Here is a 22,894-nt window from a genome sequence, read left to right on the forward strand (position 1 = left end):
TCCCCCCAGCCCGCCCCCCCCGAGAGGCCCCCCCCATGCCCCTGGTCAACTTCCGCGACCCCGCCACCCTCGCCGACCCCGCCGGCCGCTGGATCCGCCCCGGCGCCCTGTACCGCTCCGCCCAGCCGTTCCCCAACGACAACGCCGGCATCTCTGCCCAGCTGCGCACCGCCGGCGTCCGCACGATCGTCGACCTGCGCGGCGACGCCGAGGTCCGGGACGACGACTGGGCGGTGTCGGCGGCCGACGGTGTCGAGGTGGTCGCCGCCCGCATCCAGCCCACCAGCGGCGCGCTGGAGGCCGCCATGCGGGCCATGACCACCGACGCCGACCTCGGCGCCTTCTACCTGCTGATGGCCGAGTCCGCCCCCGAGGCCGTCAAGCTCGCCGTCGAGGCCGCCGCCCGCCCCGGCGGCGTGCTGCTGCACTGCGCCGCCGGCAAGGACCGCACCGGACTCCTCACCGCCCTGCTGCTCGACCTGCTCGGCGTGCCCACCGAGGAGATCGTCGCCGACTACGCCCGCACCGGCGCGGCCCTGACCCAGATCTTCGAGGGCCTGGCCGAGCGCAACCGGGCCGCGCTGAACGACTACGAGAACGGCACCCTGGTCGTCCCCCGCCCGCTGCTGGAGGCCCCGGCCGGCGCGATGGCGGCCTTCCTGGAGCTGATCGGCAGCCGCTACGGCGGCACCGAGGGCTTCCTCGCCCACTGCGGCGTGGACGCCGGGACCGTCGCGGCCTTCCGCGCCAAGGCCGCCGCCGGGGTGACCGCGTGAGCGCCGCGAGCCGCCCGGCGCTGCTGCACCACACCGACGGCACGCCGTTCCGCGACCTCAACCACAACGGCACCATGGAGCCCTACGAGGACCCGCGGCTGCCCGTCGAGGAACGCGTCGAGGACCTCCTGGCCCGGATGACCCAGGCGGAGAAGGCCGCCCTGATGCTCCACGGCCGGATGCTCCCCGGCAACCAGGGCCCCTTCCCCTCCGGCGAGCACCTGATCGCCGAACGCGGCCTCACCGCCTTCGCCATGATGGCCGTCCCCGACGCCCGCGCCATGGCCGAGTGGAACAACCACGTCCAGGACCTCGCCGCCGCCGCCCGCCTCGGCATCCCGGTCACCCTCGCCTCCGACCCCCGGCACGGCTTCACCGCCAACCCGGCCACCGCCTTCACCGGCGGCGGCTTCTCCACCGGCCCCGAGCCGATCGGGCTGGCCGCCACCGACGACCCGGAACTCGTCGAGCGGTACGCCGCGCTGATCGGCCGCGAACTGCGGGCCGTCGGCATCCGGGTCGCCATCCACCCGATGGCCGACCTCGCCACCGAACCGCGCTGGGCCCGGATCAGCGGCACCTTCGGCGAGGACCCGGACCGCGCCTCCCGGATCATCGCCGCCTACATCCGCGGCCTCCAGGGCGGGCCGATCGGCCCGGACAGCGTCGCCTGCATGACCAAGCACTTCCCCGGCGGCGGCCCGCAGTTCAAGGGCGAGGACTCGCACTTCGCGGCCGGCCACCGGCTGGTCTACCCGGGCGGCGCGCTCGACCGGCACCTGCGCCCCTTCGAGGCCGCGTTCGAGGCCGGCACCGCGCAGATCATGCCCGCCTACGCGATCCCCTCCGGCAGCGGCCTGGCCGAGGTCGGCGCCAACTTCAACCACGACGTCATCACCGGTCTGCTGCGCGGCAAGTACGGCTTCGACGGTGTGGTCTGCACCGACTTCAACGCCATCACCGGCATGGACGTCCCCGGCATCGTCAGCCTGCCGCCGCGCCACTGGGGCGTCGAGGAGCTGTCCGTGCCGGAGCAGGTGGCGCTGACCCTGCACGCCGGGGCCGACCAGCTCGGCGGCGAGACCGACCCGGAACTGATCCTCGGCGTGCTCCGCTCCGGCGCCGTCACCGAGGCACGCCTCGACGAGTCCGTCCGCCGCATCCTGCGCGACAAGTTCCGCCTCGGCCTGTTCGACGACCCCTACGTGGACGTCGAGGCCGCCGTCGAACTGGTCGGCGCGCCCGAGGGCCGCACCCTGGGCCGTGAGCTCCAGGCCCGCTCGCTGGTCCACCTCTCCGGCCGCCCGCTCACCGGACCCCGCCTCTACGTCGAGGGCGTCGACCCGGCCGTGGCCGCCCGCTACGGCACCGTCGTCGACCGGCCCGAGGACGCCGACCTCGCGGTGGTCCGCCTCGCCACGCCCTACGAGCAGCGCGAGGGGCTGCTGGAGCAGGCCTTCCACTCCGGCTCGCTGGAGTTCGAACCGGCCGAGGCGGCCCGGCTGGCGGAGCTGGCCCGGGCACTGCCCACGGCGCTCGTCGCCCAGCTGGAGCGCCCCGCCGTCCTCACCCCGCTGGCACCCCACGCGGCCCTGCTGGTCGGCGAGTTCGGCGCCGCCGACGACATCGTCCTGGACGCCGTCCTCGGCCGCACCCCGATGACCGGCACCCTCCCCTTCGACCTCCCGCGCTCCGACGCGGCCGTCGACGCCGCCCGCGAGGACGTCCCCTTCGACACCGCCGACCCACTGTTCCGCTTCGGCCACCCGACCGCCCCGCGCGACGGGGGCCGCCCGCTCTGAGGCACACCCGGCCCGTCCCGGAGCAGGAGGTGCGGAGCAGAAGGTGCGGAGCAGGAAGTCGGTCCGGTCGACTTCCTGCTCCGCACCTCCTGTTTTGTCCGGTGGATCGGCCCGGGTCCGCGGCGGCCCGGGCGCGGCGGCCCGGTCGAAAACCGGTCGCTCCGCCCACCGTGCCGCTGGCAGAGTCGTGCGCCATGCAGCAGCAGCACGGGATCCGGGCCGACTTCGACGCCACCACCATCACCCTCTACCAGGCGTACGCCCCCGCCGTCGCCGAACCCGCGCTCGCCGCCCAGCGGTTCGTACCGCCGTTCTCCTTCGGCCGGATGACCTGGATCAAGCCCTCGTTCGCCTGGTTGATGCACCGCAGCAACTGGGCGCGCAAGCCCGGCCAGGAACGCGTGCTCGCCGTCCGGATCACCCGCGCCGGCTGGGAGGAGGCCCTGCGCCGCGCCGTCCTGACCACCGCCGACCCGGCGGAGCTCGCCCGCGCCGAGGTGCACGTCCAGTGGGACCCGGAGCGCTCGCTGCGGGGCGCCGCGCTCAACCACTACAGCATCCAGGTGGGCGTGGGCCGCACCCTGGTCCGGACCTTCGCCGAGGAGTGGATCACCGGCATCACCGACCTCACCCCGCAGGCCCGGAAGATCGCCGCCCTCGTCCAGGGCGGCCGGGCGGCCCAGGCCCAGCGACTCCTCCCGCCCGAGCGCCCGTACCCGCTGCCCGCCCCGATCGCGGCCCGGCTGGGCGCGGACGGCTGACTCGGAACGCCCCGGCACGGCACCGCCGGACGGCCCCCCGCCCGGCGGTGCCGACGCGTCAGGCCCCGTTCACTATCGGGGAGTCGAAGACCTCGGGCGGGCCGTAGTCGCTGAACGCCATCGTGACCAGGGCCGTCGTCCCGCCCTCGGTCCAGCGCTTCTCGGCGTAGCGGGTGCGGCCGTCGACGTCGATCCACTGGTCGAGGTCGATGCCCGTGGCGCCTTCGGACTCCGCGTCGGAGCGCGCCCGCGCGGAGACCTGGCCGAGCCGGTCGAGGTCCAGATGTCCGCCGAGGTGGTGGACGAGAACGCCGTCGCGGGTCTCCACGCCCTTGCGGGCTTCCGGGCCGAGGGAGAGCAGGACCGGGGCGTAGCCCGCGAGGTCGTACTCCGCGGTGTCGTTGAATCGCAGCGAGCTTCTGGTCCAGGTGCCGGACGGGCCGCCGACACGGTGGTACTCGGCGTCGGCGGTGACGACGATCTCCGTCGTTCTGCCGCCGATGTGACGTTCCTGCCGGCCGGTGTACAGGGTGTTGTGGTTCTGTCGCGAGGTGATGTCCATGAACACCTCCCCGTCGATCTCGATCGTCGACCGGACCGAGACGGCGTACGGCTCCTTGCCCGCCCTCGCCACGGCCGCGGCCGGGTCGACCTCGGGCCTCGCGGTGGGGGTGCCGACGGCGGTGGACGTGGCGACCGGGGTGGCCGCGGCAGGCGGGGCGGCCGGGGCGGACAGGTTCCCGCCGCTGCAGCCGGTGAGCAGCAGCAGCGCGGCAGCGGCACCGGCGGCGGCAGTGGTGGCGGTGGTGGCAGAGGTGGCGACGCCGGCAGGGCGGACGGGTCGGCGCATGGGGATGGTGACTCCGGGAGTTGTCGACGGGTCGGCCGGCACCGTGACACCCACGTGCCCCAAGGACCCTACGGCTACGAATGATTCAAGCCATCCGGATCTTATACGGCTAACAACTCCTTTGGCCCTGCCTCCGACGAGCCGTCCGGTGAACGGCCGTGGTCCGCGCTGTCATGGCGCTGGGCAGCCCACGCCCCATGGGAAGGCAGGGACATGAGCAGATTCAGATACACCGTCACCGGACCGGCTTTGGCACTCGCGGCCTCGGCGGTCCTCCTGGCCGCCGGCGGTACGGCCCGGGCGGAGTCCGCCTACGACCAGATCACCATGCTGAAGCAGGAGAAGACCCAGTGGTGCTGGTCGGCCTCCGGGCTCACCATCGCCAAGTTCCAGGGATACGGCACCACGCAGGCGGACTTCTGTTCCCGTGCCTCCCAGTACAGCGGCGGGCCGAGCTGCGACAACCAGCCCGCCAGGCTCGAGGACATGGCCAACGCCTGGTACAGCCTGGGCATGGCCAACATCGGTACCGGCCTCGGCCGCGCGGCGTCGTTCGCCGAGGTCACCACCGACGTCAAGGCCGCCCGGCCGCTCGGCGCCCGGATCGGCTGGAAGACCGGCGGGGGCCACATGAACGTCGTCTACGGCTTCGACACCTCGAACAGCACCATCGCCGTCGGCGACCCGTGGCCGGACACCACCACCTACACCTGGTGGAACTACAACGACTACGTCAACAACAGCTCGTTCCGGTGGACGCACTCCCGCACCGGCATCTCCGGCTAGACCGAGAAGACAGAGAAGGAGGACGACACATGAGTGACCGAGCTGTCCCCGTCGGCCGGAATGCCACCCGGCCCACCCGGCTCACCCCGCTCGCCCGGCTGCCGCTCGCCCTGGTCCTGGGCGCGTCCGTGCTGCTGTCCGCCGCCGGCCCGGCCCGGGCCGTCGACATCCCCGACTACCAGGCCGCCCTGGACGTGGTGCGGTCGGTCGGCGTCCACGACGCCGTCTGCCGCTTCCTCGCCACCCCGCTGCCCGGGGCCGGGTCCGAGACCGGGTCCGACACCGTGGTGACGGTCCCCGACACGGCCGAACCGTGCGCCGGCCTGCCCGCGTTCACGCTCAAGGACCCGCTCGCGGTGCACGAGATCACCCCGGACTTCGTCGCGGGCACGGCGCTGCCGGTCCCCACCGCGGCAGTCCGGCTGAGCCACCTGGTCTCCGCCCTCGGCGGCGCCGTCAACGACCGCACCGCCACCGTGCTGCTCGCCCCGACCGAGGGCGGCGGCTGGCACCTGGCGGGGGTGCGGGACGGCGACAGCGACGCCGGGTACGCGGGCAGCGCGACGCCCGGCTCCCTGGTCTTCACCGAGCCGCAGATCCGCGGCTGGTACCGGCTGACGCTCACCACCGTGGAGCCGCTCAACGACCAGGCCAGGGAAGGGCTCGACGGCAAGTCGGCGGTGCCGCTGGCCGACTACCAGAAGCTGGTCAAGGCCCGCTACGCCGACAAGCTGCCCGGTACCGAGTACGACACCCGGGGCATGTCCAGCGGCTACGGGGCCGACGGCCGGCCGGCCGAACCGTCCTCCCGCACGCCCCTGCTCGCGGGAGGTTCGATCGTGGCCCTCGCGCTCGCGGGCGGCGTCGCCGCCCTCGGCCGGCTCCGGCGCCGCCGCCGCGGCACGGCCTGAGCACCCCGCCGCCGCCCCGGCCCCGCCCGAACGGCGGGGCCGGGGCGGCGGCCCGTCCAGAGACCGGCCCTAGCCGCCGAGGGCCTTGCCGTACATCGACGAGGTGCGCCGGACCGTCATCCCCAACCGCTCGTACAGCGGCAGCGCGCCGGTCTCCGAGTGCGTCCACAGGGTGCACCGCTCGCGGCCGTGCCGGTGGAACGCGCCGAACACCTCGCCGAGCAGCAGCCGCGCGATCCCCCGGTGCCGGTGGTCGGCGCGGACGGCCAGCCGCTCGACATGGCCCTCGCCGCAGCCCGGCACGTCCAGGGCCAGCGCCGCGCCCACCATCTCCCCGCCGGCGAAGGCCACCCGGGAGAGCGCGGGCGCGAACGAGTCGTGCCCGACCGTCCGCGGCGCCCACTCCTCGTAGGGACTGCGCCGCACCTGCCACTCGTCGAACGCGTCCTCGGTCATCCGGTGCGCCGCCCGCTCGTCGCCCGGGCGGAACGGCCGCACGGAGACCCCGGGCGGCGGCGCGGCCGCGACCGGAGCGGCGGGCAGGGCGATCCCCAGCTGCCACTGGGAGACGAACGGCAGATAGCCGCGCGAGCGCAGCAGCCCCACGGCGGCCCGGTCGCCGTCCTCCACGGCCTGCGCGAGCCGTTCCCCGCCCGCCCGCCGGGCCCGTTCCTCGGTCCAGTCGAGCAGCCACCCGCCCAACCCGGCGCCCCGGTGCCCGGGGTGGACGTCCACCCGGCTCCGCCGTCCGCCGCGCACCCACGCCCAGCCGGCCACCTCGCCGCGGCCGTCCCGCACCAGCAGGGCGTCCCGGGCGGGGTCGAGGCCGGGGTGCGCGAGGTCGGCGGCGACCTCGCCCGGCGCGCTCTCGGTGCGGCCGAGCAGGTCGCGCTCGCAGGCGGCGACCAGCCGGGCGACGGCGGGGGCGTCGGCGACGGCCGCCGGCGCGGACCGGTAGCGGGCGGGGAGCGGCGGGAGTCCGGCGAGATCCGTCATGCGTCCTGACTCTGCGCCACCCGCGCCGCTCCTGTCGACCGGATTCGGCAGACCGGATGCGGTGGCCGGGATGCGGTGGACCGCTCGGGCCGGGGGGACGGGAGAGGGGGCCGCCTCCTGGCACGATCGCAGGATCGGAGGCGGCCCCCGGGACCGGTCCAGGACCACGCCGCTGACTGGGCATCGACCGCGTGGCTCGGACCGGTCACGAACCATCCGACAACCTCAACCGCACGTGAGGTCAAGCCGCGCCGTCGAAAAGGGCCGGTCCCGCCGCCCGCGCGGGACGACTCGGGACGGCTCAGGAGGACGCCCGCAGCTCCCGGATCCGGGTGATCCGGCCGCGGGCGTCCACGACCAGGTCGTAGGTGTCGCCGTAGCAGGCGTAGGGGAGCTCGGGCTCGCCGCCGGACAGACAGGTGTCGAGGTGGTCCAGGAGGACGGGCAGCTGGACCTCCTTGGCCGGCTCGTCGTGCGGGAGGTCGACCAGGGTGGCGGTGGCGTGTGCCGCCAGGGCGAGGTCGACCGGTTCGGCGTCGGGGTGGCAGCCGGGCGGCACCGGGCGGACGCTCAGCCGGCCGTCCCGGACGTCGAGGACCTTGACCACCCGGTGCCCGGCCCCGGTCGCGCAAGCCGTGGGGGAGACGGCGGGGGAGGCGAGGTCGAGGTCGGCCCCGGCCTCGGGGGCCGACCAGTACTCCTCGGTGTCCGGGTAGCCGCCCTCCCCGGGGTCTTCGAGGTCGTCGGTGTCCTCGGCGTCGTAGGTGTCGCCGACCTCGTCCGAGGACATCGCCAGTGTCGGGTCCTCGTCGATCGGGGTGCAGGCGGACAGGCCGGTGGTGACGGCGCAGCAGAGCAGCACGGCGAGGAGGAGGCGGCGGGGCGCGGTCATGGGGATGAGTCTTCCAGGAACGTGACCGGACGAGACACCCGCGTACACGTGGAATCCGTCCGACCGGTTCCGCTTTGCTGCCACCGCCGCCCCGGAGCACTTTGCAAAGTCCCGACAGCACTTTGCAAAGTGCTGTCGGGGTGGCGCTCCCGCTCCACCGTCCCCGCCGGCCACCGCCCCCCACTGTTTCCGTCCCGGACGCACGACCGCCCCCGCCGGGCGTGCGGGCCCGGCGGGGGCGGAGGACAGAGGGCGGAGAGCGGGGGAGCGGAGGACGGGGAGCGGGCGAGCGCGGCTACGCGGCCACCGGGTGCGCCGGGTCGTAGGCCCGCCGCGCCCGCTCCTGCGCCTGCGGCCCGGCCCGCAGGTGGTCCAGGCCGAGCAGGACCGCGCCCAGCACCGGCGGCGCGACGACCACCCGGGGCTCCGCGAGCGGCGCCTCCCGCGCCAGGCGGGCGGTCAGGTTGTCCAGCAGCAGCGACTGCCGGGCGGCCAGCACTCCGCCGCCGAGCACCACCGGGGTCGGCGTGTCCAGCAGGTCGAGGCGGCGCAGGGCGACCAGCGCGAGCCGGGCGATCTCGTCGGCCTGCCGGTCGATCAGCTCCAGCGCCGCCCGGTCGCCCTCCCCGGCGACCGCGAACAGCACCCGCACGATCTCGTGCAGCCGGGCGAACGGCAGGTGCCCGAGGTGGACGGCCTCGGCGACGGCGACGGCGCTGGGCAGGCCGAAGTGCTCGGCGATCGCGGGCGCGAGCGCGGTCGGCCCGCCGCGCCCGTCCTCCGCGCGGACCGCGTGCCACATGCTGCTGACGGCCAGGCCGGAGCCGCCGCCCCAGTCGCCGGTGAGTTCGCCGAGGGCGGGGAAGCGGGCGGTGCGGCCGTCCGGCAGCAGTCCGACGCAGTTGATGCCGGCGCCGCAGACGACGGCGACCCCGCGCGGGCCGTCGGTGCCGGCCCGCAGCAGGCCGAAGGTGTCGTTGACCACGGTGTTGCTGACGCCCCAGGGGTGGGACTCCAGCGCCACGCGCAGGCCCTCCTCCTCGACCGGGAGGTCGGCGTTGGCCAGGCAGGCGCTGACGTGGCTGGTCAGCGGGCCGGTCCAGCCGGTCAGCCCGGCGGCCGCGGCGGCCTCCTCGACCAGCGGGGCGAGGCCGGCCACGGCGGCGACGCCACCGGTCTTCTGCGGTGTGAAGCCGCCGCCCCGGGCGGAGCCGAGGACACGGCCGTCGGCGCCGACGAGGGCGACGTCGGTCTTGGAGTTGCCGGCGTCGATGGCGAGGACGCCGGGCAGGTGTGGTTCGGGCTGGTGGGTCATCGGGTCCCCGCGGCTCGTCGTACGTGGCCCGGCCGGGGGTCTTTCCCGGCCGGGGATGGCTTCTCCTTCCGGCGTCCGCCGGGCCGCCGGGCCGCCGGTGGCCCGGCCCGCACTCCCCCCACGGGGTGCGGGCCGGGGGTCCGGGGGCCCGTCCGGCGCCGGGACGGGACCGGCGCGGAGGCCGGGCGGGTCAGGCCCAGGCGAGGTGCTCGCGGTTGTGGGCGAGCAGCCGGTCCGTGAGCCGGTCGGCGAGTTCGATCTGGCCGACCAGCGGGTGGGCGAGCAGTGCGTCGAAGACCCGGTCGCGACCGCCGCGCAGGGCGGCGTCCAGGGCCAGGTGCTCGTAGGAGGTGACGGCGGCGACCAGGCCGGCGTACAGCGGCTCCAGCGGGCGCTGCGGCAGCGGGCGCACGCCCGCCGCGTCGACCTCGGCCGGCACCTCGATCACGGCGTCGTCGGGCAGGAACGGCAGCACTCCGTCGTTGCGGGTGTTCACCACCTGCACCGAGGTCCCGCCGCCGGTGCCCAGCAGCGCGGCGATGAGCTGCACCGCGGCCTCGGAGTAGAACGCGCCGCCGCGCCGGTCGAGCAGCTCCGGCTTGGTGTCGAGGGCCGGGTCGGCGTACAGCTCCAGCAGCTGCCGCTCGATCTCGGCGACCTCGGCGGCCCGGGAGCCCTTGACCTTCAGCTCCTCCACCACCAGGTCGTGCTGGTAGAAGTACCGCAGGTAGTAGGACGGCACGACGCCGAGCCGCTCGACCACCCGCTGCGGCAGCCGGATGTCGTCGGCGATCTCCTTGCCGAAACCGGCCAGCAGCTCCGGCAGCACCTCCCGGCCGCCGGTCGCGCCGGGCGCGTCCAGCAGGGTGACGCCGCGCTCCCAGCTGAGGTGGTTCAGGCCGACGTGGTCGAGCCGGACCAGCTCCGGGTCGACGCCGAGGTGCTTGGCGAAGCGGCGCTGGAAGCCGATCGCCACGTTGCACAGGCCGACGGCCTTGTGGCCGGCCTCCCGCAGCGCGCGGGTGACGATGCCGACCGGGTTGGTGAAGTCGACGATCCAGGCGTCCGGGTTGGCCCGCCGGACCTTCTCGGCGATGTCGAGCACCACCGGGACGGTGCGCAGCGCCTTGGCGAGGCCGCCCGCGCCGGTGGTCTCCTGGCCGACGCAACCGCACTCCAGCGGCCAGGTCTCGTCCTGGTTGCGGGCGGCCTGTCCGCCGACCCGCAGCTGCAGCAGCACCGCGTCGGCGTCCGCGCCGCCGGCCTCGATGTCGGTGGTCGTGGTGACGACCGCGCCGTGGCCCTGCTTGGCGAAGATCCGCCGGGCCAGCCCGCCGATCAGCTCCAGCCGGTCGGCGGCCGGGTCGACGAGGACGAGTTCGCCGATCGGCAGGGTGTCGCGGAGCCTGGCGAAGCCGTCGATCAGCTCCGGGGTGTACGTCGAACCGCCGCCGATGATGGCCAGTTTGAGTGCGGACATCAGCCCTTGACCCCTGTCAGTGTCACGCCTTCGATGAAGGCCTTCTGTGCGAAGAAGAAGAGGACGATCACCGGGGCCATCACCAGCAGGGTGGCGGCCATGGTGAGGTTCCAGTTGGTGTGGTGGGCGCCCTTGAAGGACTCCAGTCCGTAGGAGAGGGTCCAGGCGTCGTGGTTGCTGCTGGCGTAGATCTGCGGGCCGAAGTAGTCGTTCCAGCAGTAGAAGAACTGGAACAGCGCGACGGCGGCGATGGCCGGCTTGGCCATCGGCAGGACCACCCGCAGCAGGGTGCGCAGTTCGCCGCAGCCGTCGATCCGGGCCGCCTCGATGTACTCCTTGGGGATGGTCAGCAGGAACTGCCGCAGCAGGAAGATCGAGAAGGCGTCGCCGAAGGCCATCGGGATGATCAGCGGCCAGAGCGAGCCGCCGAGGCCCAGCTGCTTCGCCCAGAACAGGTACATCGGGATGATGGTGACCTGCGGCGGCAGCATCATCATCGAGATGACCGCCATCATCGCCAGGTTGCGGCCGCGGAAGCGGAACTTCGCGAGGGCGTAGGCGACCGGCAGGCTGGAGACGACGGTCAGCAGGGTGCCGGCGAGCGCGTAGAGCAGGGTGTTGCGCCACCAGGTGAGGAAGCCGGGGGTGTTCCAGACCTTGCCGTAGTTGCCCCAGTTCCAGGAGGTGGGCCAGTAGTCGGTGGTGAGTGCCTGGCTGTCGGTCATCACCGAGGTGAGGAAGACGAAGACGAACGGCAGCAGGAAGAAGAGGCCGGCGGCGATCGCCAGCGAGTGGACGGCCACCCAGTTGAGCAGCGCGCGCCGGCGGGCGACCCGCTCGGCGGCGGTGACGGGGCCGCGGGTGACGCCCCGGCCGGTCCGCTTCCCGGGTGCCTCGGAGGGGAGGGTCGAGCTGAGAGTCATGATCGTGTCCTCACTGGGCCGCTAGTCGTCGCTGGCCATGAAGCCGGACTTGCGGCGCATCAGCACCGAGGTCACGGCCATCGAGATGACGAACAGCACCAGGGCCACGACGCACGCCGCGCCGTAGTTGAAGCGCTGGAAGCCGAGGTTGTAGACCATCTGCGGCAGGGTCCAGGTGGAGCCGTTCGGGTAGCCGGGCTCGAACTGCTGGCCGGAGTTGCCCGCGTTGCCGGCGGCGACCCTCCCGGCGACGAAGGCCTGCGTGTAGTACTGCATGGTCTGGATGACGCCGGTGACCACCGCGAACATGATGATCGGCGAGATGTTCGGCAGGGTGACGTAGCGGAACCGCTGGAACGGGCCGGCCCCGTCGAGCTCGGCGGCCTCGTACTGCTCCTTCGGGACGTCCAGCAGGGACGCCATGAAGATGACCATCAGGTCGCCGACGCCCCACATGGCGAGCAGGGTGAGCGCGGGCTTCGACCAGTTCGGGTCGGCGAACCAGCCGGGCTGCGGCAGCCCGATCTCGCCGAGGAAGTGGTTCACCGGGCCGGTGCCGGGGTTGAGCAGGAAGGCGAAGGCGACGGTGGCAGCCACCGGCGGGGCCAGGTACGGCAGGTAGAAGGCGGTCCGGAAGAAGCCGACCCCGGACTTGATCTTGGTGATCAGCATCCCGATGCCGAGACCGAACGCCACCCGCAGGCTCACCATGACGACGACCAGCCACAGGGTGTTGCGCAGGCCCTGCCAGAACGCCGGGAGGTCGTTGAAGACGTAGTCCCAGTTCTTCAGGCCGGTGAAGGTGGGCGAGCCGAAGCCGTTGTACTTGGTGAACGAGAAGTAGATCGTCGAGATCAGCGGGTACAGGAAGAAGACGCTGAAGCCGATCAGCCAGGGGGAGAGGAAGGCGAGGGTGCGGGCCGCCGGGGCGGTCGCTCCGGCCCCCTTGCGGGTGGCGGACGCGAGTGACATGGGAGCTCCGAGGACGGGCCGGGCGTGCGGGGTGCGCGCTACTTGGCCTGGGCGATGGCGGCGTCGATCTCCTTGGCGGTGGCGGTGAGGCCGGCCGTGAGGTCGGTCTGCTTGCCGGACTCGTAGTCGTAGCCGAGGTTCTGCACGGAGACCAGGTAGCCGCCGCCGTTGACCACGGCCGGCGTGGTGCCGGAGCTGGCGTGCTTGGCGATGTTCACGAAGGTCTTGAAGTTCTCGTCGGCGATCAGCTTCGGCGACTCCAGCGCGGCGAAGGTGCTCGGCACGTTGTGGATCGCGTTGGCGAAGGAGACGACCGCGTCGGTGTCGGTGGTCAGGAACTTCACGAACTCCCAGGCGGCGGCCTGCTTCTTGCTGGTGCTGGCGATGCCGACGATGGTGCCGGTCTGGTAGCCGCGGCCGTAGGTGTCCTGCTGGTCGTCCGGCACCGGGAACGGGGCGGTGGCCCACTCGAAGTCCGGCTTGTCGGTGGCGAGCGAGGCGGTGCGCCACTCGCCGTCGATGGCCATCGCGACCTGGCCGGTGTGGAACGGGTTCTTGGCGCTGAACTCCTCGCCGAAGGTGGCGCGGTACTTCTCCAGCTTGTCGTAGCCGCCGAGCTTGTCGACCATGCTCTTCTGCCACTTCATCATCGCGGCGACCTTCGGGTCGGTGGCGACGGTGGACTTGCCGGCGGGGTCGAAGTAGGTGGGGCCGTACTGGCCGAGGAAGTGCTCGGTGGTCGACTCGTAGCCGTGGTAGAGCGGCATGAAGCCGAGCTGCTTGTAGCCGTCGCCCTCGGGGACGGTGAGCTTGTTGGCGACCTCGGCGAACTCGGTGAAGGTCTTCGGCGGGGCGGCGATGCCCGCGTCGGCGAAGGCCTTCTTGTTGTAGTACAGGCCGAAGGCGTCGCCGAGCAGCGGCAGGGAGCACTGGTTGCCCTGGAACTGCGTGTAGTTGAGCATCGCGGCCGGGAAGGTCTTGGCGGCGTCGATGCCGTCCTTGGCCAGCAGCGGCTTGAGGTCGACGAAGGCCTTGGTCGAACAGAACATGCCGACGTTGTTGGTGGTGAAGGAGGACACCACGTCGGGGGCGTCGTCGCCGCCGGCCCGCAGGGCCTGGTTGACCTTGTCGTCGGCGATGTTGCCGACGGCCTTGACGTGGATGTTGGGGTGGGCCTTCTCGAAGGCGGCGATGTTGTCGTTGATCGCCTTCACCTCGGAGTCCTGGCTCCAGCCGTGCCAGAAGGTGATCGTGACGTCCTTGCCACTGGCGGAGTCGTCGCTGCCGCCGCCGTCGCTGCTGCCGGTGCAGGCGGTGGCGAGCAGGGCGAGGACGGCGCTGCCGGTGACCGCGGCGAGCGTCCGGCGGCTTCTGCGGGCGGGGGAGGTGGTGGATTGCACTTCGAGGTCCTCCTGGGGGTGCCGCGGGCAGGCGTCATTGCCTCGGGTCCCGCGTTCGGGATGGGGAGAGGTGGGTGCAGGGTCGAGCGGTGCAGGCTGTGCGTCGGGCCTGGGGCGGTGCGTCGGGCAGTGTGTCGGACGTCAGTGGGTCGAGAAGACCGCCTCGCGGGCGGCGGCCAGCGCGCGGGCCAGCGCGCCGATCAGGACGGGTGAGCCGGTCAGCGCGCTGCCCCGGACCTCGGGCCGGGCGGGCGAGATCCTGGCCAGCTCCTCCTCGACCAGGGCCCGCAGCCGTTCGCCGCCGGCGGTCGGGACCCCGCCGGAGAGCACCACCAGTCGGGGGTCGACGACGGCGACGATCACGGCCAGGCCGACGGCCAGCCGGACGGCCAGTTCGGTGAGGAAGGCGTCCCCCGTGCCCGGGGTGGCGAGGGCCCGGGCGACCGCCTCCTCGGCGGTCGGCGCGGCGAACCCGTGCTCCTTGGCCAGGGCCCGGACGGCGGGGGCGCCGACCAGTTCCTGGAACCCGCCGGAGTTGCGCCGGCGGACGTCCCGGACCGGCGAGCCGGGCACCGGCATGTAGCCGACCTCCCCGGCGCCGCCGGTGAAGCCGCGGTGCAGCCGGCCGGCGATCACGATCGCGGCGCCGGTGCCCTCGCCCGCCCACAGCAGCACGAAGTCCTCGAAGCCGCCGGCCGCGCCGGAGGACTGCTCCGCGACGGCGGCGAGGTTCACGTCGTTCTCGATCGTCACCGGCGCGCCGATCGCCTCGGCCAGCCCCTCGACCAGCCGGGGCGCGTGCCAGCCGGGCAGGTGCGAGGCGTACCGCAGCTTGCCGGTGACCGGGTCGGGCGCGCCGCCGACGCCGATCACCACGGTGTGCAGTGCGTCCTCGGCCAGCCCGGCGGCGCGGACCGCCTCGGCGACCGCGGCGGCCACCCGGGGCACGGTCGCGGCGGCCTGCCAGCCCTTGGTGGGGACGACGTGCTCGGAGAGCGTGGCGCCGCTGATGTCGGCGACCGCGACCCGGACATGGCTGTTGGTGACGTCCAGTCCGGCGACGTAACCGGCGGCGGGATTCACCTGGTAAAGCTGCGCGTTGGGCCCCGGCCCGCCGGCCGTGGTCCCCACCGGCAGCACCAGCCCGGCCGCCTCCAGCCGGGCCAGCAGCTGGGAGGCGGTCGGCTTGGAGAGCCCGGTGAGAGTGCCGATCTGGGTGCGGGAGAGCGGTCCGTTCGCCAGCAGCAGTTCGAGCGCGGCGCGGTCGTTGATGGCCCGCAGCAGGCTGGGAGTGCCGGCGAGGGGGGCCTTGGTGTGGCTTCTGGTCACGCGACGATCCTCCTCCTCGGGGCGGCCGGTATTCCGGTCGGACCAGCGGCGAACTGTTAGGAAACTTTCCAGTCGCTTGGGACAGGACCGTACGGGCCCCGTCAGCAGAGTGTCAATGGCCCTTCGCACGGAGGATGCCGACTCGTTACCGGACGGCCTCCGGGCACTGCGAAACCCCGCCCGTCGCCGCTTCGGCGCGGCCGAAGCGGCGACGGAATTCGCGGTAGGGCCGATGTGCGTCAGTAGACCGACGAGCCGCAGTGCCACGCTGAGCAGAACCGAACGAGGGAGGGTCAAGTGCTCCAGCACCTCATCACGCAGGACGACAGCCTGCGTATGGTCCCCACCGACCGGAACGAGCTGGCCGCCGCGGTCGGCCGACTGCGTGAGGAACTGGGGGCCTTGCCCGAGGAGACCGACCCCGCGCGTACTCGGGTCCTGACGAGATGGATCGGCCTCGGCGAGATGTGCCTGGGCCACCATGAGGACGCCCGCACGTTCCTCAGGCAGTCGCTCGACCTCGCCACGGCGATCGGCAGCACCGGAGCGGTCGTCGCCACCGGGCTCAACCTGGCGGACGCGCACCGCTACGCCGGTGACGTGCAGGCGGCGGACGCGCTCTACCGCAGCGCGCTGAACACCGCGCGCAGCCGGCACCCGGAACTCCTCGACTTCGCGCTCCAGCACACCGGCAAGCACCTGATGGAGCGAGGAGATCTCGCAGGGGCCAGGAGCCATCTGCAAGAAGCTCTGAGGCTGCGGATCGCCAAGGGGAACACCGAGCTGGTCGAGTCGACGCAGGCGGCACTGGACCGGGTCGAACTGCTGCTCGACGGTGCCGCGGCAGCGGCACCGAGGGCCTGACACCCCGCCCCCGGGCAGTGCGGAGCCCCGTCCCCGAGCGGCTCGGGGACGGGGCCCAGGTGGCGTTGCGCCGAGGTCAGGGAGCCCTGGTCGGGTCGACCGGTGCGGACGGTGGGGCCGGGATCGGCGTCGCCGCCTTGTAGCCCGCCGAGGACGGGTCGGCCAGCGCGGACGGCGGGGCCGGGTCGGTGCCCGGCGCCGGCGCCGCAGCGGTGCTCAGCACCATCGCGGCGGCCGTCCCGGCGGCCGCGCCCGCGGCGACGGCCGGCGCGACCTCCTCCTTGACCTTGATCCCGGCCTCGTCGAAGACCTCCTTGAGCCGCTGGCGCAGCGCCCGCCCCACACTCAGCGACTTGCCGGGGGCGGTCCGCGCCTCGACCCGCAGCACCACCGAGTCCGCCGCGACCGACTCCACGCCCAGCACCGAGAACGGCGCCCAGACCAGCTCGTCGAACGGCGACTCCTTGGCCAGCGTCTCCGCGGTGTCCTTGATCAGCGCCTCGACCCGCTCCAGGTCCTCCTTGTAGCCGACCTGGACGTCCACCGAGGCGGTCGACCAGCCCTGGCTCATATTGGCGATGCGCTTCACCTCGCCGTTGCGGATGTACCAGATCTCGCCACCCGCGCCGCGCAGCTTGGTCACCCGCAGGCCGACCTCCAGCACCGTGCCGGTGGCCACCCCGGTGTCGATCTCGTCGCCGACGCCGTACTGGTCCTCCATGATCATGAAGACCCCGGAGAGGAAGTCGGTGACCAGGTTGCGGGCGCCGAAACCGATCGCCACACCGGCCACACCGGCGCTCGCCAGCAGCGGCGCCAGGTTCACCCCGAGCGCGGACAGCACCATCAGCGCCGCCGTGCCCAGGATCGAGAAGGACGCGACGCTGCGCAGCACCGAGCCGATCGCCTCGGCCCGCTGCTGGCGCCGCTCGGGGTTGACCACCCCGGTGTTGGCCAGCAGCCCGCCCAGCCGGCTGGGCTCGTCCTCGTTCTCGCCCGGCCGCACCATCCGCGTTATCAGCTGGGTGATCACCTTGCGCACCATCGCCCGCAGCACCAGGGCCAGCACGATGATGAAGACGATCCGGACGCCGCTCGCCAGCCAGTCCTGCCAGTGCGAGTCGAACCAGCTGGCGGCCTGCCGGGTGGTGTCGGAAACCTCCTGCGCGCTGGTCGGGATTCTGAGGTCCGGCAACTCCGGGGCCGTGGGAGTCGGGGACGGCGCGGGCGTCGAGGCCGGCGTCGTGGTGGACGCGTCGGCGAGGAGGCCGGCGGCACCGGAGCGGAACACGTGCGGGACCTTCCTGCAGGGGTCGTGACCCGGTCCGCCGCCGCAGTGCCCACCCGGGGTTGGCACGCCCCTGGCCTGCGGACCGTCCGCCTACCCTAGCCGCCGTCCGACCGCGGGCTTGACACGCCGAACGGGCCGGCCCGGCCCGCCGCAGGGCGTGCGCACCCGTCCGGACGCCCCGTCAACGCCCCCGCACGCCGCGTTCCGCGCTGCTCCACCTGGCCCAGCGACAGCCCGTCGGCGCCCCGGCGACACCCCGGAGGGGCACCGGAGTGCAACTCGCGCTTCCCCCGGGCATACCGGGTATGACAGAACCCACACCCGGAGTTCACATCCGGTCCGTTACACAGGAGTGGTGGCGCCGTACAAAGGCGTAAGGCGACACTGGGGTGGATCACGCACCCGTTGCGTGATCGAACCGCTCGTCCCGGCGCGAGCCACGCGCCGCAGGCGTCCAAGGAGGCATCCGTGCCGCATGTCCTGGTCCTCAACGCGTCCTACGAGCCACTCGGCGTCGTATCGATGCGCCGCGCACTCATCCTCGTCCTCAATCACAAGGCGGTCAGCCTGGAGGACTCGGGGGTCACTCTGCACAGCGCCACCAGCGCCCTTCCGGCGCCGTCCGTCGTCCGACTGACCCGCTTCGTCCGGGTCCCGTTCTGCGGGCCGGTCCCGCTCACCCGCCGGGCGCTGTTCGCCCGCGACCACGGTCGTTGTGTCTACTGCGGGGCCGCCGCCACCAGCGTCGACCACGTCATCCCGCGCAGCCGGGGAGGCCAGCACCGCTGGGACAACGTGGTGGCGGCCTGCCGCCGCTGCAACCACACCAAGGCCGACCGCCACCTCACCGAACTCGGCTGGCGGATGAAACGACCACCCGCGCCGCCCAGCGGCCTGGCCTGGCGGATCATCGGCACCGGGATCAAGGACCCGCGCTGGCGGCCCTACCTGGAGCCGTACGGCGGGAACGACCAGCTGCGCGCCCCGCAGTGGGGCGAGTACGAACACCACGACCATACCGACCCGGCCCACCCGGTCCCACTCGGCCGGGCCCACGCCGGCCACCCCGCCCCCGTCCGCCGCGGTGAGCACTCGGAACCGCTCTCCGCCTGAGTCCGCACCACAAGGGCTTGCCCGTCATATTCCCGGTACGCCTCATGGGCCGCCGCGCACCCCGCACCGGGGAGCGCGGCGGCCCGCCGTTCGCCCTCGTGCGGGACGGACGGCGGCCCGCCGTTCGGCGCCCGCGACGGGACGGAACAGCTAGGGCTTCGGCCGCGAACCGGTCGGACTGCCGCTCGGAGTGCCGGCACCGGCACCGGCACCGCCACCCGCGCCGGTGGCGGTCGGGGAGGGGGTCGGCCCGGTCGGGGAGGCCGAGGGCGTCGGCACGGCCGGCGGCGTGGTCGCCGTCCCGCCCCCCGGACCGTCGGTCTGGCCGCCCGACTGCTGGCCGCCGCCCGGCTGCCCGGTCGGCGGCGTCACCGGCGGGGTGACCGGAGGCGTCACCGGAGGCGCCACCTGGCCGTCCACCGGGGCGACGGCGTACAGCTCGACGCCCCAGAGCGAGTAGCCGTACTTGGTCGCCCTGGCCACGCCCTGGATCCGCAGGAACTTCGCGCCCGGCGCGTCGAAGCGCACCGTCTCGTTGCCGCCCCTGCCGTCCCCGGCGGTCGCGACCGTGGTCCAGGAACGCCCGTCCGCCGAGGACTGGATCTTGTAAGCGGCGGCGTACGCGGCCTGCCAGTGCAGCACCGCCGAGCCCAGGTGGGTCGCCTTCGGCAGCTCCAGCTGCACCCAGGCGTCGTCCGCCGCCGGCGAGGACCAGCGGCTCTTCGGGTCCTGGTCGGCCACCGCCGAGGCCGGGAAGTTCGGAGTCTCGTCGCCCGAGGAGGTGGCCTGCGCGGTGATCGCCAGATCGGGACCGCCGGTCGGCGGCACGACATGCACCTGGAGCACCTGGCGGACCGTGGTCTGGCCGGCCACGAACACCACCGGCACCTGGTACGTCCCGGACGGCGTCTCCGGCCCGGCGGTGACCAGCAGTGGCACGCCGACCTTGCCGCCGCGCGGCACACTCACCCCGGTCACCGGCGCCACGGTCAGCCCCTTGGCGACGGCCGGCACCTCGGTGCGCAGCTCCCCGGTGACCCCCTCCGGCCGGCCGGCCTCGACGGTGACCCGGGCCTGCACCGGCACGGCCTCCCCGGTCACCGCGTCCACCGAGGCGTCGGCCAGGCTCAGCCGGGCCGCCGGGGCGTCCGCGTACCAGGGGATCACCTGGTTGACCACGGGCGGCTCCCCGCCCGGCTTCCAGGCCAGCCGGAACGCGTCGGCGGGCAGACCGCCGGCCGCGAGCTCGTTCCACCCCGGCTGCACGGTGCCGATCTCGGTCCAGGTGCCGTCCGGGTGCCGCACCGCGACGGTCGCCGAGGCCCGCACCCCCGGGTCGGTGAGCACGGTCAGCCGGTCCAGCGGCCGGGCGGCGCCCAGCTCGACCGTCAGCGGCTCGTCCTGCGCGGTCGGCGCGGTGGCCGCCCGGTAGGCGGTGTCCGGGTTGCCGTCCAGCACGGCGGCGGCCGAGGAACCGGGCAGCGCGGCCGGGCCGCCGGAGACACTGGCCGGCAGCTCGTCCGGCGCCGTCACCGAGAACTCCCGCACCGCGACTGCGGTCTTCTGCGCGGCGGTGGCCCGCAGTCGTACCGCCCGGACCACCGTCCCGGCCGGCACCTGGGCCGAGACGGACTTCTGGTTCTTCACCGAGGCCAGCTTCTTCCAGCCGCCCTCCCCGGTGGAGTACTCCAGCACGCCGTCCCGGATGTAGTCGTCCTGCGCGCTCTGCCCGTCCGGGCCGCTGCCCCAGGAGCCCATCAGCACGGTGACAGTGCCGACCGGGCGCCCGCCGCCGAGGTCCAGGCCGACCGAGTCGCCCTGCTGCGGCGGCGCCGAGCTCCAGTAGAAGGTGTCGGCGACGCCGTCGGCCATCAGCGCCGGCAGGTGGTCGTGCGCGGTGCCCAGGGTGGTGGTCGCGGTGATGCCGCCGCTCTGCACCCCGGCCCAGGTGTCGGCCGCCTGCAGCGCCCGCTCCAGGAACGGGCCGAGCACGCCCGCGCCGACCGTCGCCGGGCTCTGGCCGAGCTGCTCGCGCAGCTTGGTCAGCTCCACCCGGGCCTTCCAGGCCGCCCCGCCGTCGCCGCCGCGCTGGGCCAGCAGCATGTCCAGGGCGGACTGCCCGGCCAGCCCGAAGTCGCGCAGCGGCGCCAGCCAGGACGCGGCCTCGGCGGCCAGCGGGGCGGTGGCCTGGGCGGCGGCCAGGGTCTGCTGGGCGCCGGCCATCGCGGTGAACGCCTCCCGCAGCGGGGCGGCCGACTCGATCAGCCGCGCCAGGTCCGGCGCCGCCCCCGAGGTCGGCTCGGCGGACGCCCAGAACCGGTCCATCAGCGGCAGCAGATAGCCGGACTCCTGCTTGGCCAGCGGCGAGGAGACGCTGTTCCCGGCCAGCGCGGTGACCGCGGCCAGGGTCTCCCCGGTCGGAGTGGCCGTCGCGCCGGTCGGACCGGCCAGCGAGCGCAGCGCCGCCCGCCAGGAGTCCTCCGGCTTGTAGGCGGCCGGGTTCCAGGCGAAGTCGCCGGCCGTGGATAGCGCGATCCGGGAGGCCACCGGCTGCCGCATCGCACCGGTCAGCATGACGGCCGACCTGGTCGCCACCTCGCTGTCCCGGCCGGTGTAGGCGCCCAGGAAGAGCCGGTCCGGGGTGGCGTCGTTGACCGGGTAGTTGTCCATGGTGACCAGCGGGTGCCCGTACAGGCCACCGGTGTCCGCGACCTGCGTGCCGGTGATCCGCTCCGGGATCACCCCGACGCCGCTCCAGGCCACCTGCACGCCGGAGGGCAGCGCGGCGGCCAGCGCCGTCCGGTACGGGCTGGAGCCCTGCTGGTGGTACTCGGTGGGGACGACCGACAGCGGCGCCAGGCCCGGGTTCCGCGCGATCAGCCGGTCCTGCACCTTGGCGGTCAGCTCCGCCTGCGCCTTCGCGGCCGCGGCCGGGCCGGTGCCGTACTTGGACCGGTCGTCGGAGCAGTGCCACTCCTCGTAGGACACGTCCAGGAACTGCAGCTGGAACGCCGAGAAGCCGAGCCTGCGCAGCCCGTCCAGCTTGGCGACCAGGGCGTCCGCGTCCTTCCCGGAACTGAAGCAGAAGGACTGCCCGGGGTCGATCGCGTAACCGAGGGTGACATGGTTGCGTGCGGCGCGGGCGCCCAGCGCGCGCAGGTCGTTCTCCCGCTCCTGCGGGTAGGCGTCCCGCCAGCGGGCCAGCCGGTACGGGTCGTCGCCCGGCGCGTAGAGGTAGAAGTTCTGCTTCGACCGGCCGAGGAAGTCCAGCTGGTCGAGCCGCTGCTGCTGCGTCCACGGGGTGCCGTAGAACGCCTCGGCGGTCCCGCGCACCGGCGCGCCGGACGGCCAGTCGCGCAGCACGATCCCGGGCAGCCCGAGGCCGGCCGCACCGGGCGCCTGGCCCTGCTCCGCCGGGACGGCCGCCAGCAGCTGGCGCAGCGACTGCGCGGCGTAGAAGGTGCCGGCCGCGTCGGCGCCGGCCAGCACCACCGCGCCGTAGCTGCCGCCGCCGGCCACCGGCAGCTGACCGGCCGCCAGCACATGGCCGCCGGACGGCAGCCCGGCGGTGGTGGGCGCGGCGGTGTCCTTGCCGCCGGCCGCCACGGCGAGTTCGCGCAGGATCCGGTCGGTGTCGCCGCCCGCGCCCTCGGCGGGTCCGCCGACGTACACCACCAGCGAGCCGGCCACCGGCGGTGCCGGCTGCGGCAGCGTGGTCACGGCGGTCGCGCCGGCGATGCCGAGGACCTCCCGCACCGCGGCCACCGCGCCGGGGTCCGCGTTCGCCGCGGTCACCAGGGCGACGGCGCCAGGCACGGTGACCGGCTTCCCGGCCACGCGCTGCTCCTGCGGACGCGGGAACACCTGGGGGTCGCCCAGACTGCCGAGCGGGGTCTGCGGTGTACCGCTCGCGGTGCTCACCACATCCGGACCCGGCGTGTACCCGGGCGCCACGGCGTACGCGGCCGGGCCGCTCACCAGCAGACCGCCGACCACGGCGGCCGCCGACAGGGTGGCCGCCACCTGGAGGGTCCGCCGGCTCGGCGCCCCCGGGCGGGCGGACAGGGCGCGCTCGGCCCGGACCGAAGGCAGCAGCGGCGAGGTGCCCTTGAGGTCGGCGATCAGCCGGTCGGCCGTCCTGGGTGCCAGTTGACGGCACGTCCGTGCGGTGGCCCGGCGGGCCGCGATCGCCGTCGGGTGCTGGAGCACCTCGCGCAGCGCCGGGCTCTGCTCCAGCTGCTGACGGAACCGCCGGCCGGCCACCTCGGACACTCGGGCTTGCACAGGAGCCTCCTAGCCAGGCCGGAACCACATCGCGGCACAGCCCACCAGCTCTGTTTGACGGTGTCAACGTCGTCGACGGGTATGCCGACTTTGTCCGATTTACCCGCGACTGCAACCCTTCGTGAACTGCCCTTTTTTGGGCTCGGCTC

18 protein-coding genes are annotated in these 22,894 nt (G+C 73.9%); 7 read left to right on the forward strand and 11 right to left on the reverse strand.

Annotation, left to right across the window (positions count from 1 at the left end):
• Nucleotides 1-35 precede the first annotated feature (35 nt).
• The 3 genes from ADK60_RS23845 to ADK60_RS23855 all read left to right on the forward strand — a co-directional run bounded on the left by ADK60_RS23845 (nucleotide 36) and on the right by ADK60_RS23855 (nucleotide 3,339).
• Complete coding sequence (locus ADK60_RS23845) at nucleotides 36-776, forward strand: tyrosine-protein phosphatase (RefSeq protein WP_053648782.1); 741 nt, start codon at nucleotides 36-38, stop codon at nucleotides 774-776.
• Nucleotides 773-2,578 carry a glycoside hydrolase family 3 protein gene (locus ADK60_RS23850; protein WP_353612682.1) on the forward strand — a complete coding sequence of 602 codons (1,806 nt, stop codon included), beginning with the start codon at nucleotides 773-775 and terminating at the stop codon, nucleotides 2,576-2,578. Before ADK60_RS23845 ends, ADK60_RS23850 begins: the two co-directional genes overlap by 4 nt.
• Before the next feature lie 194 nt (nucleotides 2,579-2,772).
• Complete coding sequence (locus ADK60_RS23855) at nucleotides 2,773-3,339, forward strand: DUF4291 domain-containing protein (protein WP_045939687.1); 567 nt, start codon at nucleotides 2,773-2,775, stop codon at nucleotides 3,337-3,339.
• Nucleotides 3,340-3,397: 58 nt separating this feature from the next.
• Here the strand turns inward: ADK60_RS23855 and ADK60_RS23860 are convergent, their stop codons facing one another.
• A complete protein-coding gene (locus ADK60_RS23860; protein WP_053648784.1) occupies nucleotides 3,398-4,189 on the reverse strand; it encodes a hypothetical protein in 792 nt (263 codons plus the stop codon).
• Nucleotides 4,190-4,402: 213 nt separating this feature from the next.
• Between ADK60_RS23860 and ADK60_RS23865 the strand changes: the two genes are divergently transcribed.
• A complete protein-coding gene (locus tag ADK60_RS23865; protein WP_045939685.1) occupies nucleotides 4,403-4,975 on the forward strand; it encodes a papain-like cysteine protease family protein in 573 nt (190 codons plus the stop codon).
• Nucleotides 4,976-5,004: 29 nt separating this feature from the next.
• Nucleotides 5,005-5,886, forward strand: coding sequence for a hypothetical protein (locus tag ADK60_RS23870; protein WP_053648786.1), 882 nt, complete (start codon nucleotides 5,005-5,007; stop codon nucleotides 5,884-5,886).
• A gap of 69 nt (nucleotides 5,887-5,955) precedes the next feature.
• Here the strand turns inward: ADK60_RS23870 and ADK60_RS23875 are convergent, their stop codons facing one another.
• From ADK60_RS23875 to ADK60_RS23910, 8 genes are all read right to left on the reverse strand, one after another.
• Nucleotides 5,956-6,882 (reverse strand): GNAT family N-acetyltransferase, encoded by a 927-nt coding sequence (locus tag ADK60_RS23875; RefSeq protein ID WP_053648788.1) that lies wholly within the window; start codon nucleotides 6,880-6,882, stop codon nucleotides 5,956-5,958.
• Nucleotides 6,883-7,183: 301 nt separating this feature from the next.
• The gene (locus tag ADK60_RS23880; RefSeq protein ID WP_053648791.1) at nucleotides 7,184-7,774 is read right to left on the reverse strand and encodes a hypothetical protein; all 591 of its coding nucleotides are present in this window, start codon (nucleotides 7,772-7,774) and stop codon (nucleotides 7,184-7,186) included.
• 295 nt (nucleotides 7,775-8,069) lie between these two features.
• Entirely contained in the window at nucleotides 8,070-9,089 is a 1,020-nt protein-coding gene (locus ADK60_RS23885; protein ID WP_053648793.1) for an N-acetylglucosamine kinase, read from the reverse strand.
• A 190-nt stretch (nucleotides 9,090-9,279) separates the two neighbouring features.
• Complete coding sequence (locus ADK60_RS23890; RefSeq protein ID WP_053648795.1) at nucleotides 9,280-10,569, reverse strand: 6-phospho-beta-glucosidase; 1,290 nt, start codon at nucleotides 10,567-10,569, stop codon at nucleotides 9,280-9,282.
• A complete protein-coding gene (locus ADK60_RS23895) occupies nucleotides 10,569-11,492 on the reverse strand; it encodes a carbohydrate ABC transporter permease (RefSeq protein WP_045943596.1) in 924 nt (307 codons plus the stop codon). Before ADK60_RS23895 ends, ADK60_RS23890 begins: the two co-directional genes overlap by 1 nt.
• Before the next feature lie 21 nt (nucleotides 11,493-11,513).
• Nucleotides 11,514-12,464, reverse strand: coding sequence for a carbohydrate ABC transporter permease (locus tag ADK60_RS23900; RefSeq protein ID WP_030395018.1), 951 nt, complete (start codon nucleotides 12,462-12,464; stop codon nucleotides 11,514-11,516).
• A 38-nt stretch (nucleotides 12,465-12,502) separates the two neighbouring features.
• Nucleotides 12,503-13,864: an ABC transporter substrate-binding protein gene (locus tag ADK60_RS23905; RefSeq protein WP_078897065.1), complete on the reverse strand. Its 1,362-nt coding sequence runs from the start codon at nucleotides 13,862-13,864 to the stop codon at nucleotides 12,503-12,505.
• A gap of 141 nt (nucleotides 13,865-14,005) precedes the next feature.
• The gene (locus ADK60_RS23910) at nucleotides 14,006-15,193 is read right to left on the reverse strand and encodes an ROK family transcriptional regulator (protein WP_053648796.1); all 1,188 of its coding nucleotides are present in this window, start codon (nucleotides 15,191-15,193) and stop codon (nucleotides 14,006-14,008) included.
• A gap of 297 nt (nucleotides 15,194-15,490) precedes the next feature.
• On the opposite strand from ADK60_RS23910, the gene ADK60_RS23915 reads away from it, so the two are divergent.
• A complete protein-coding gene (locus ADK60_RS23915) occupies nucleotides 15,491-16,057 on the forward strand; it encodes a tetratricopeptide repeat protein (RefSeq protein ID WP_053648798.1) in 567 nt (188 codons plus the stop codon).
• Nucleotides 16,058-16,133: 76 nt separating this feature from the next.
• Here ADK60_RS23915 and ADK60_RS23920 read toward each other — a convergent pair whose 3' ends face one another.
• On the reverse strand, nucleotides 16,134-17,348 hold the full coding sequence (locus tag ADK60_RS23920; RefSeq protein WP_079008649.1) for a mechanosensitive ion channel family protein: 1,215 nt from the start codon (nucleotides 17,346-17,348) through the stop codon (nucleotides 16,134-16,136).
• A gap of 468 nt (nucleotides 17,349-17,816) precedes the next feature.
• On the opposite strand from ADK60_RS23920, the gene ADK60_RS23925 reads away from it, so the two are divergent.
• The gene (locus ADK60_RS23925) at nucleotides 17,817-18,461 is read left to right on the forward strand and encodes an HNH endonuclease (protein WP_045943600.1); all 645 of its coding nucleotides are present in this window, start codon (nucleotides 17,817-17,819) and stop codon (nucleotides 18,459-18,461) included.
• A gap of 150 nt (nucleotides 18,462-18,611) precedes the next feature.
• Here the strand turns inward: ADK60_RS23925 and ADK60_RS23930 are convergent, their stop codons facing one another.
• Nucleotides 18,612-22,745, reverse strand: a complete 4,134-nt coding sequence (locus ADK60_RS23930; RefSeq protein WP_234371229.1) for a glycoside hydrolase family 84 protein — start codon at nucleotides 22,743-22,745, stop codon at nucleotides 18,612-18,614.
• Between the last annotated feature and the right edge of the window lie 149 nt (nucleotides 22,746-22,894).

This window comes from Streptomyces sp. XY431 (assembly GCF_001279805.1).
Taxonomy (GTDB): domain Bacteria; phylum Actinomycetota; class Actinomycetes; order Streptomycetales; family Streptomycetaceae; genus Kitasatospora; species Kitasatospora purpeofusca.

What these genes read in the sequence shown, in the direction of transcription:
- ADK60_RS23860 (WP_053648784.1), bottom strand. Translation starts at nt 4,189, where the DNA reads ATGCGCCGACCCGTCCGCCCTGCCGGCGTCGCCACCTCTGCCACCACC.
- ADK60_RS23895 (WP_045943596.1), bottom strand. Translation starts at nt 11,492, where the DNA reads ATGACTCTCAGCTCGACCCTCCCCTCCGAGGCACCCGGGAAGCGGACC.
- ADK60_RS23875 (WP_053648788.1), bottom strand. Translation starts at nt 6,882, where the DNA reads ATGACGGATCTCGCCGGACTCCCGCCGCTCCCCGCCCGCTACCGGTCC.
- ADK60_RS23870 (WP_053648786.1), top strand. Translation starts at nt 5,005, where the DNA reads ATGAGTGACCGAGCTGTCCCCGTCGGCCGGAATGCCACCCGGCCCACC.
- ADK60_RS23885 (WP_053648793.1), bottom strand. Translation starts at nt 9,089, where the DNA reads ATGACCCACCAGCCCGAACCACACCTGCCCGGCGTCCTCGCCATCGAC.
- ADK60_RS23890 (WP_053648795.1), bottom strand. Translation starts at nt 10,569, where the DNA reads ATGTCCGCACTCAAACTGGCCATCATCGGCGGCGGTTCGACGTACACC.
- ADK60_RS23880 (WP_053648791.1), bottom strand. Translation starts at nt 7,774, where the DNA reads ATGACCGCGCCCCGCCGCCTCCTCCTCGCCGTGCTGCTCTGCTGCGCC.
- ADK60_RS23845 (WP_053648782.1), top strand. Translation starts at nt 36, where the DNA reads ATGCCCCTGGTCAACTTCCGCGACCCCGCCACCCTCGCCGACCCCGCC.
- ADK60_RS23855 (WP_045939687.1), top strand. Translation starts at nt 2,773, where the DNA reads ATGCAGCAGCAGCACGGGATCCGGGCCGACTTCGACGCCACCACCATC.
- ADK60_RS23865 (WP_045939685.1), top strand. Translation starts at nt 4,403, where the DNA reads ATGAGCAGATTCAGATACACCGTCACCGGACCGGCTTTGGCACTCGCG.
- ADK60_RS23900 (WP_030395018.1), bottom strand. Translation starts at nt 12,464, where the DNA reads ATGTCACTCGCGTCCGCCACCCGCAAGGGGGCCGGAGCGACCGCCCCG.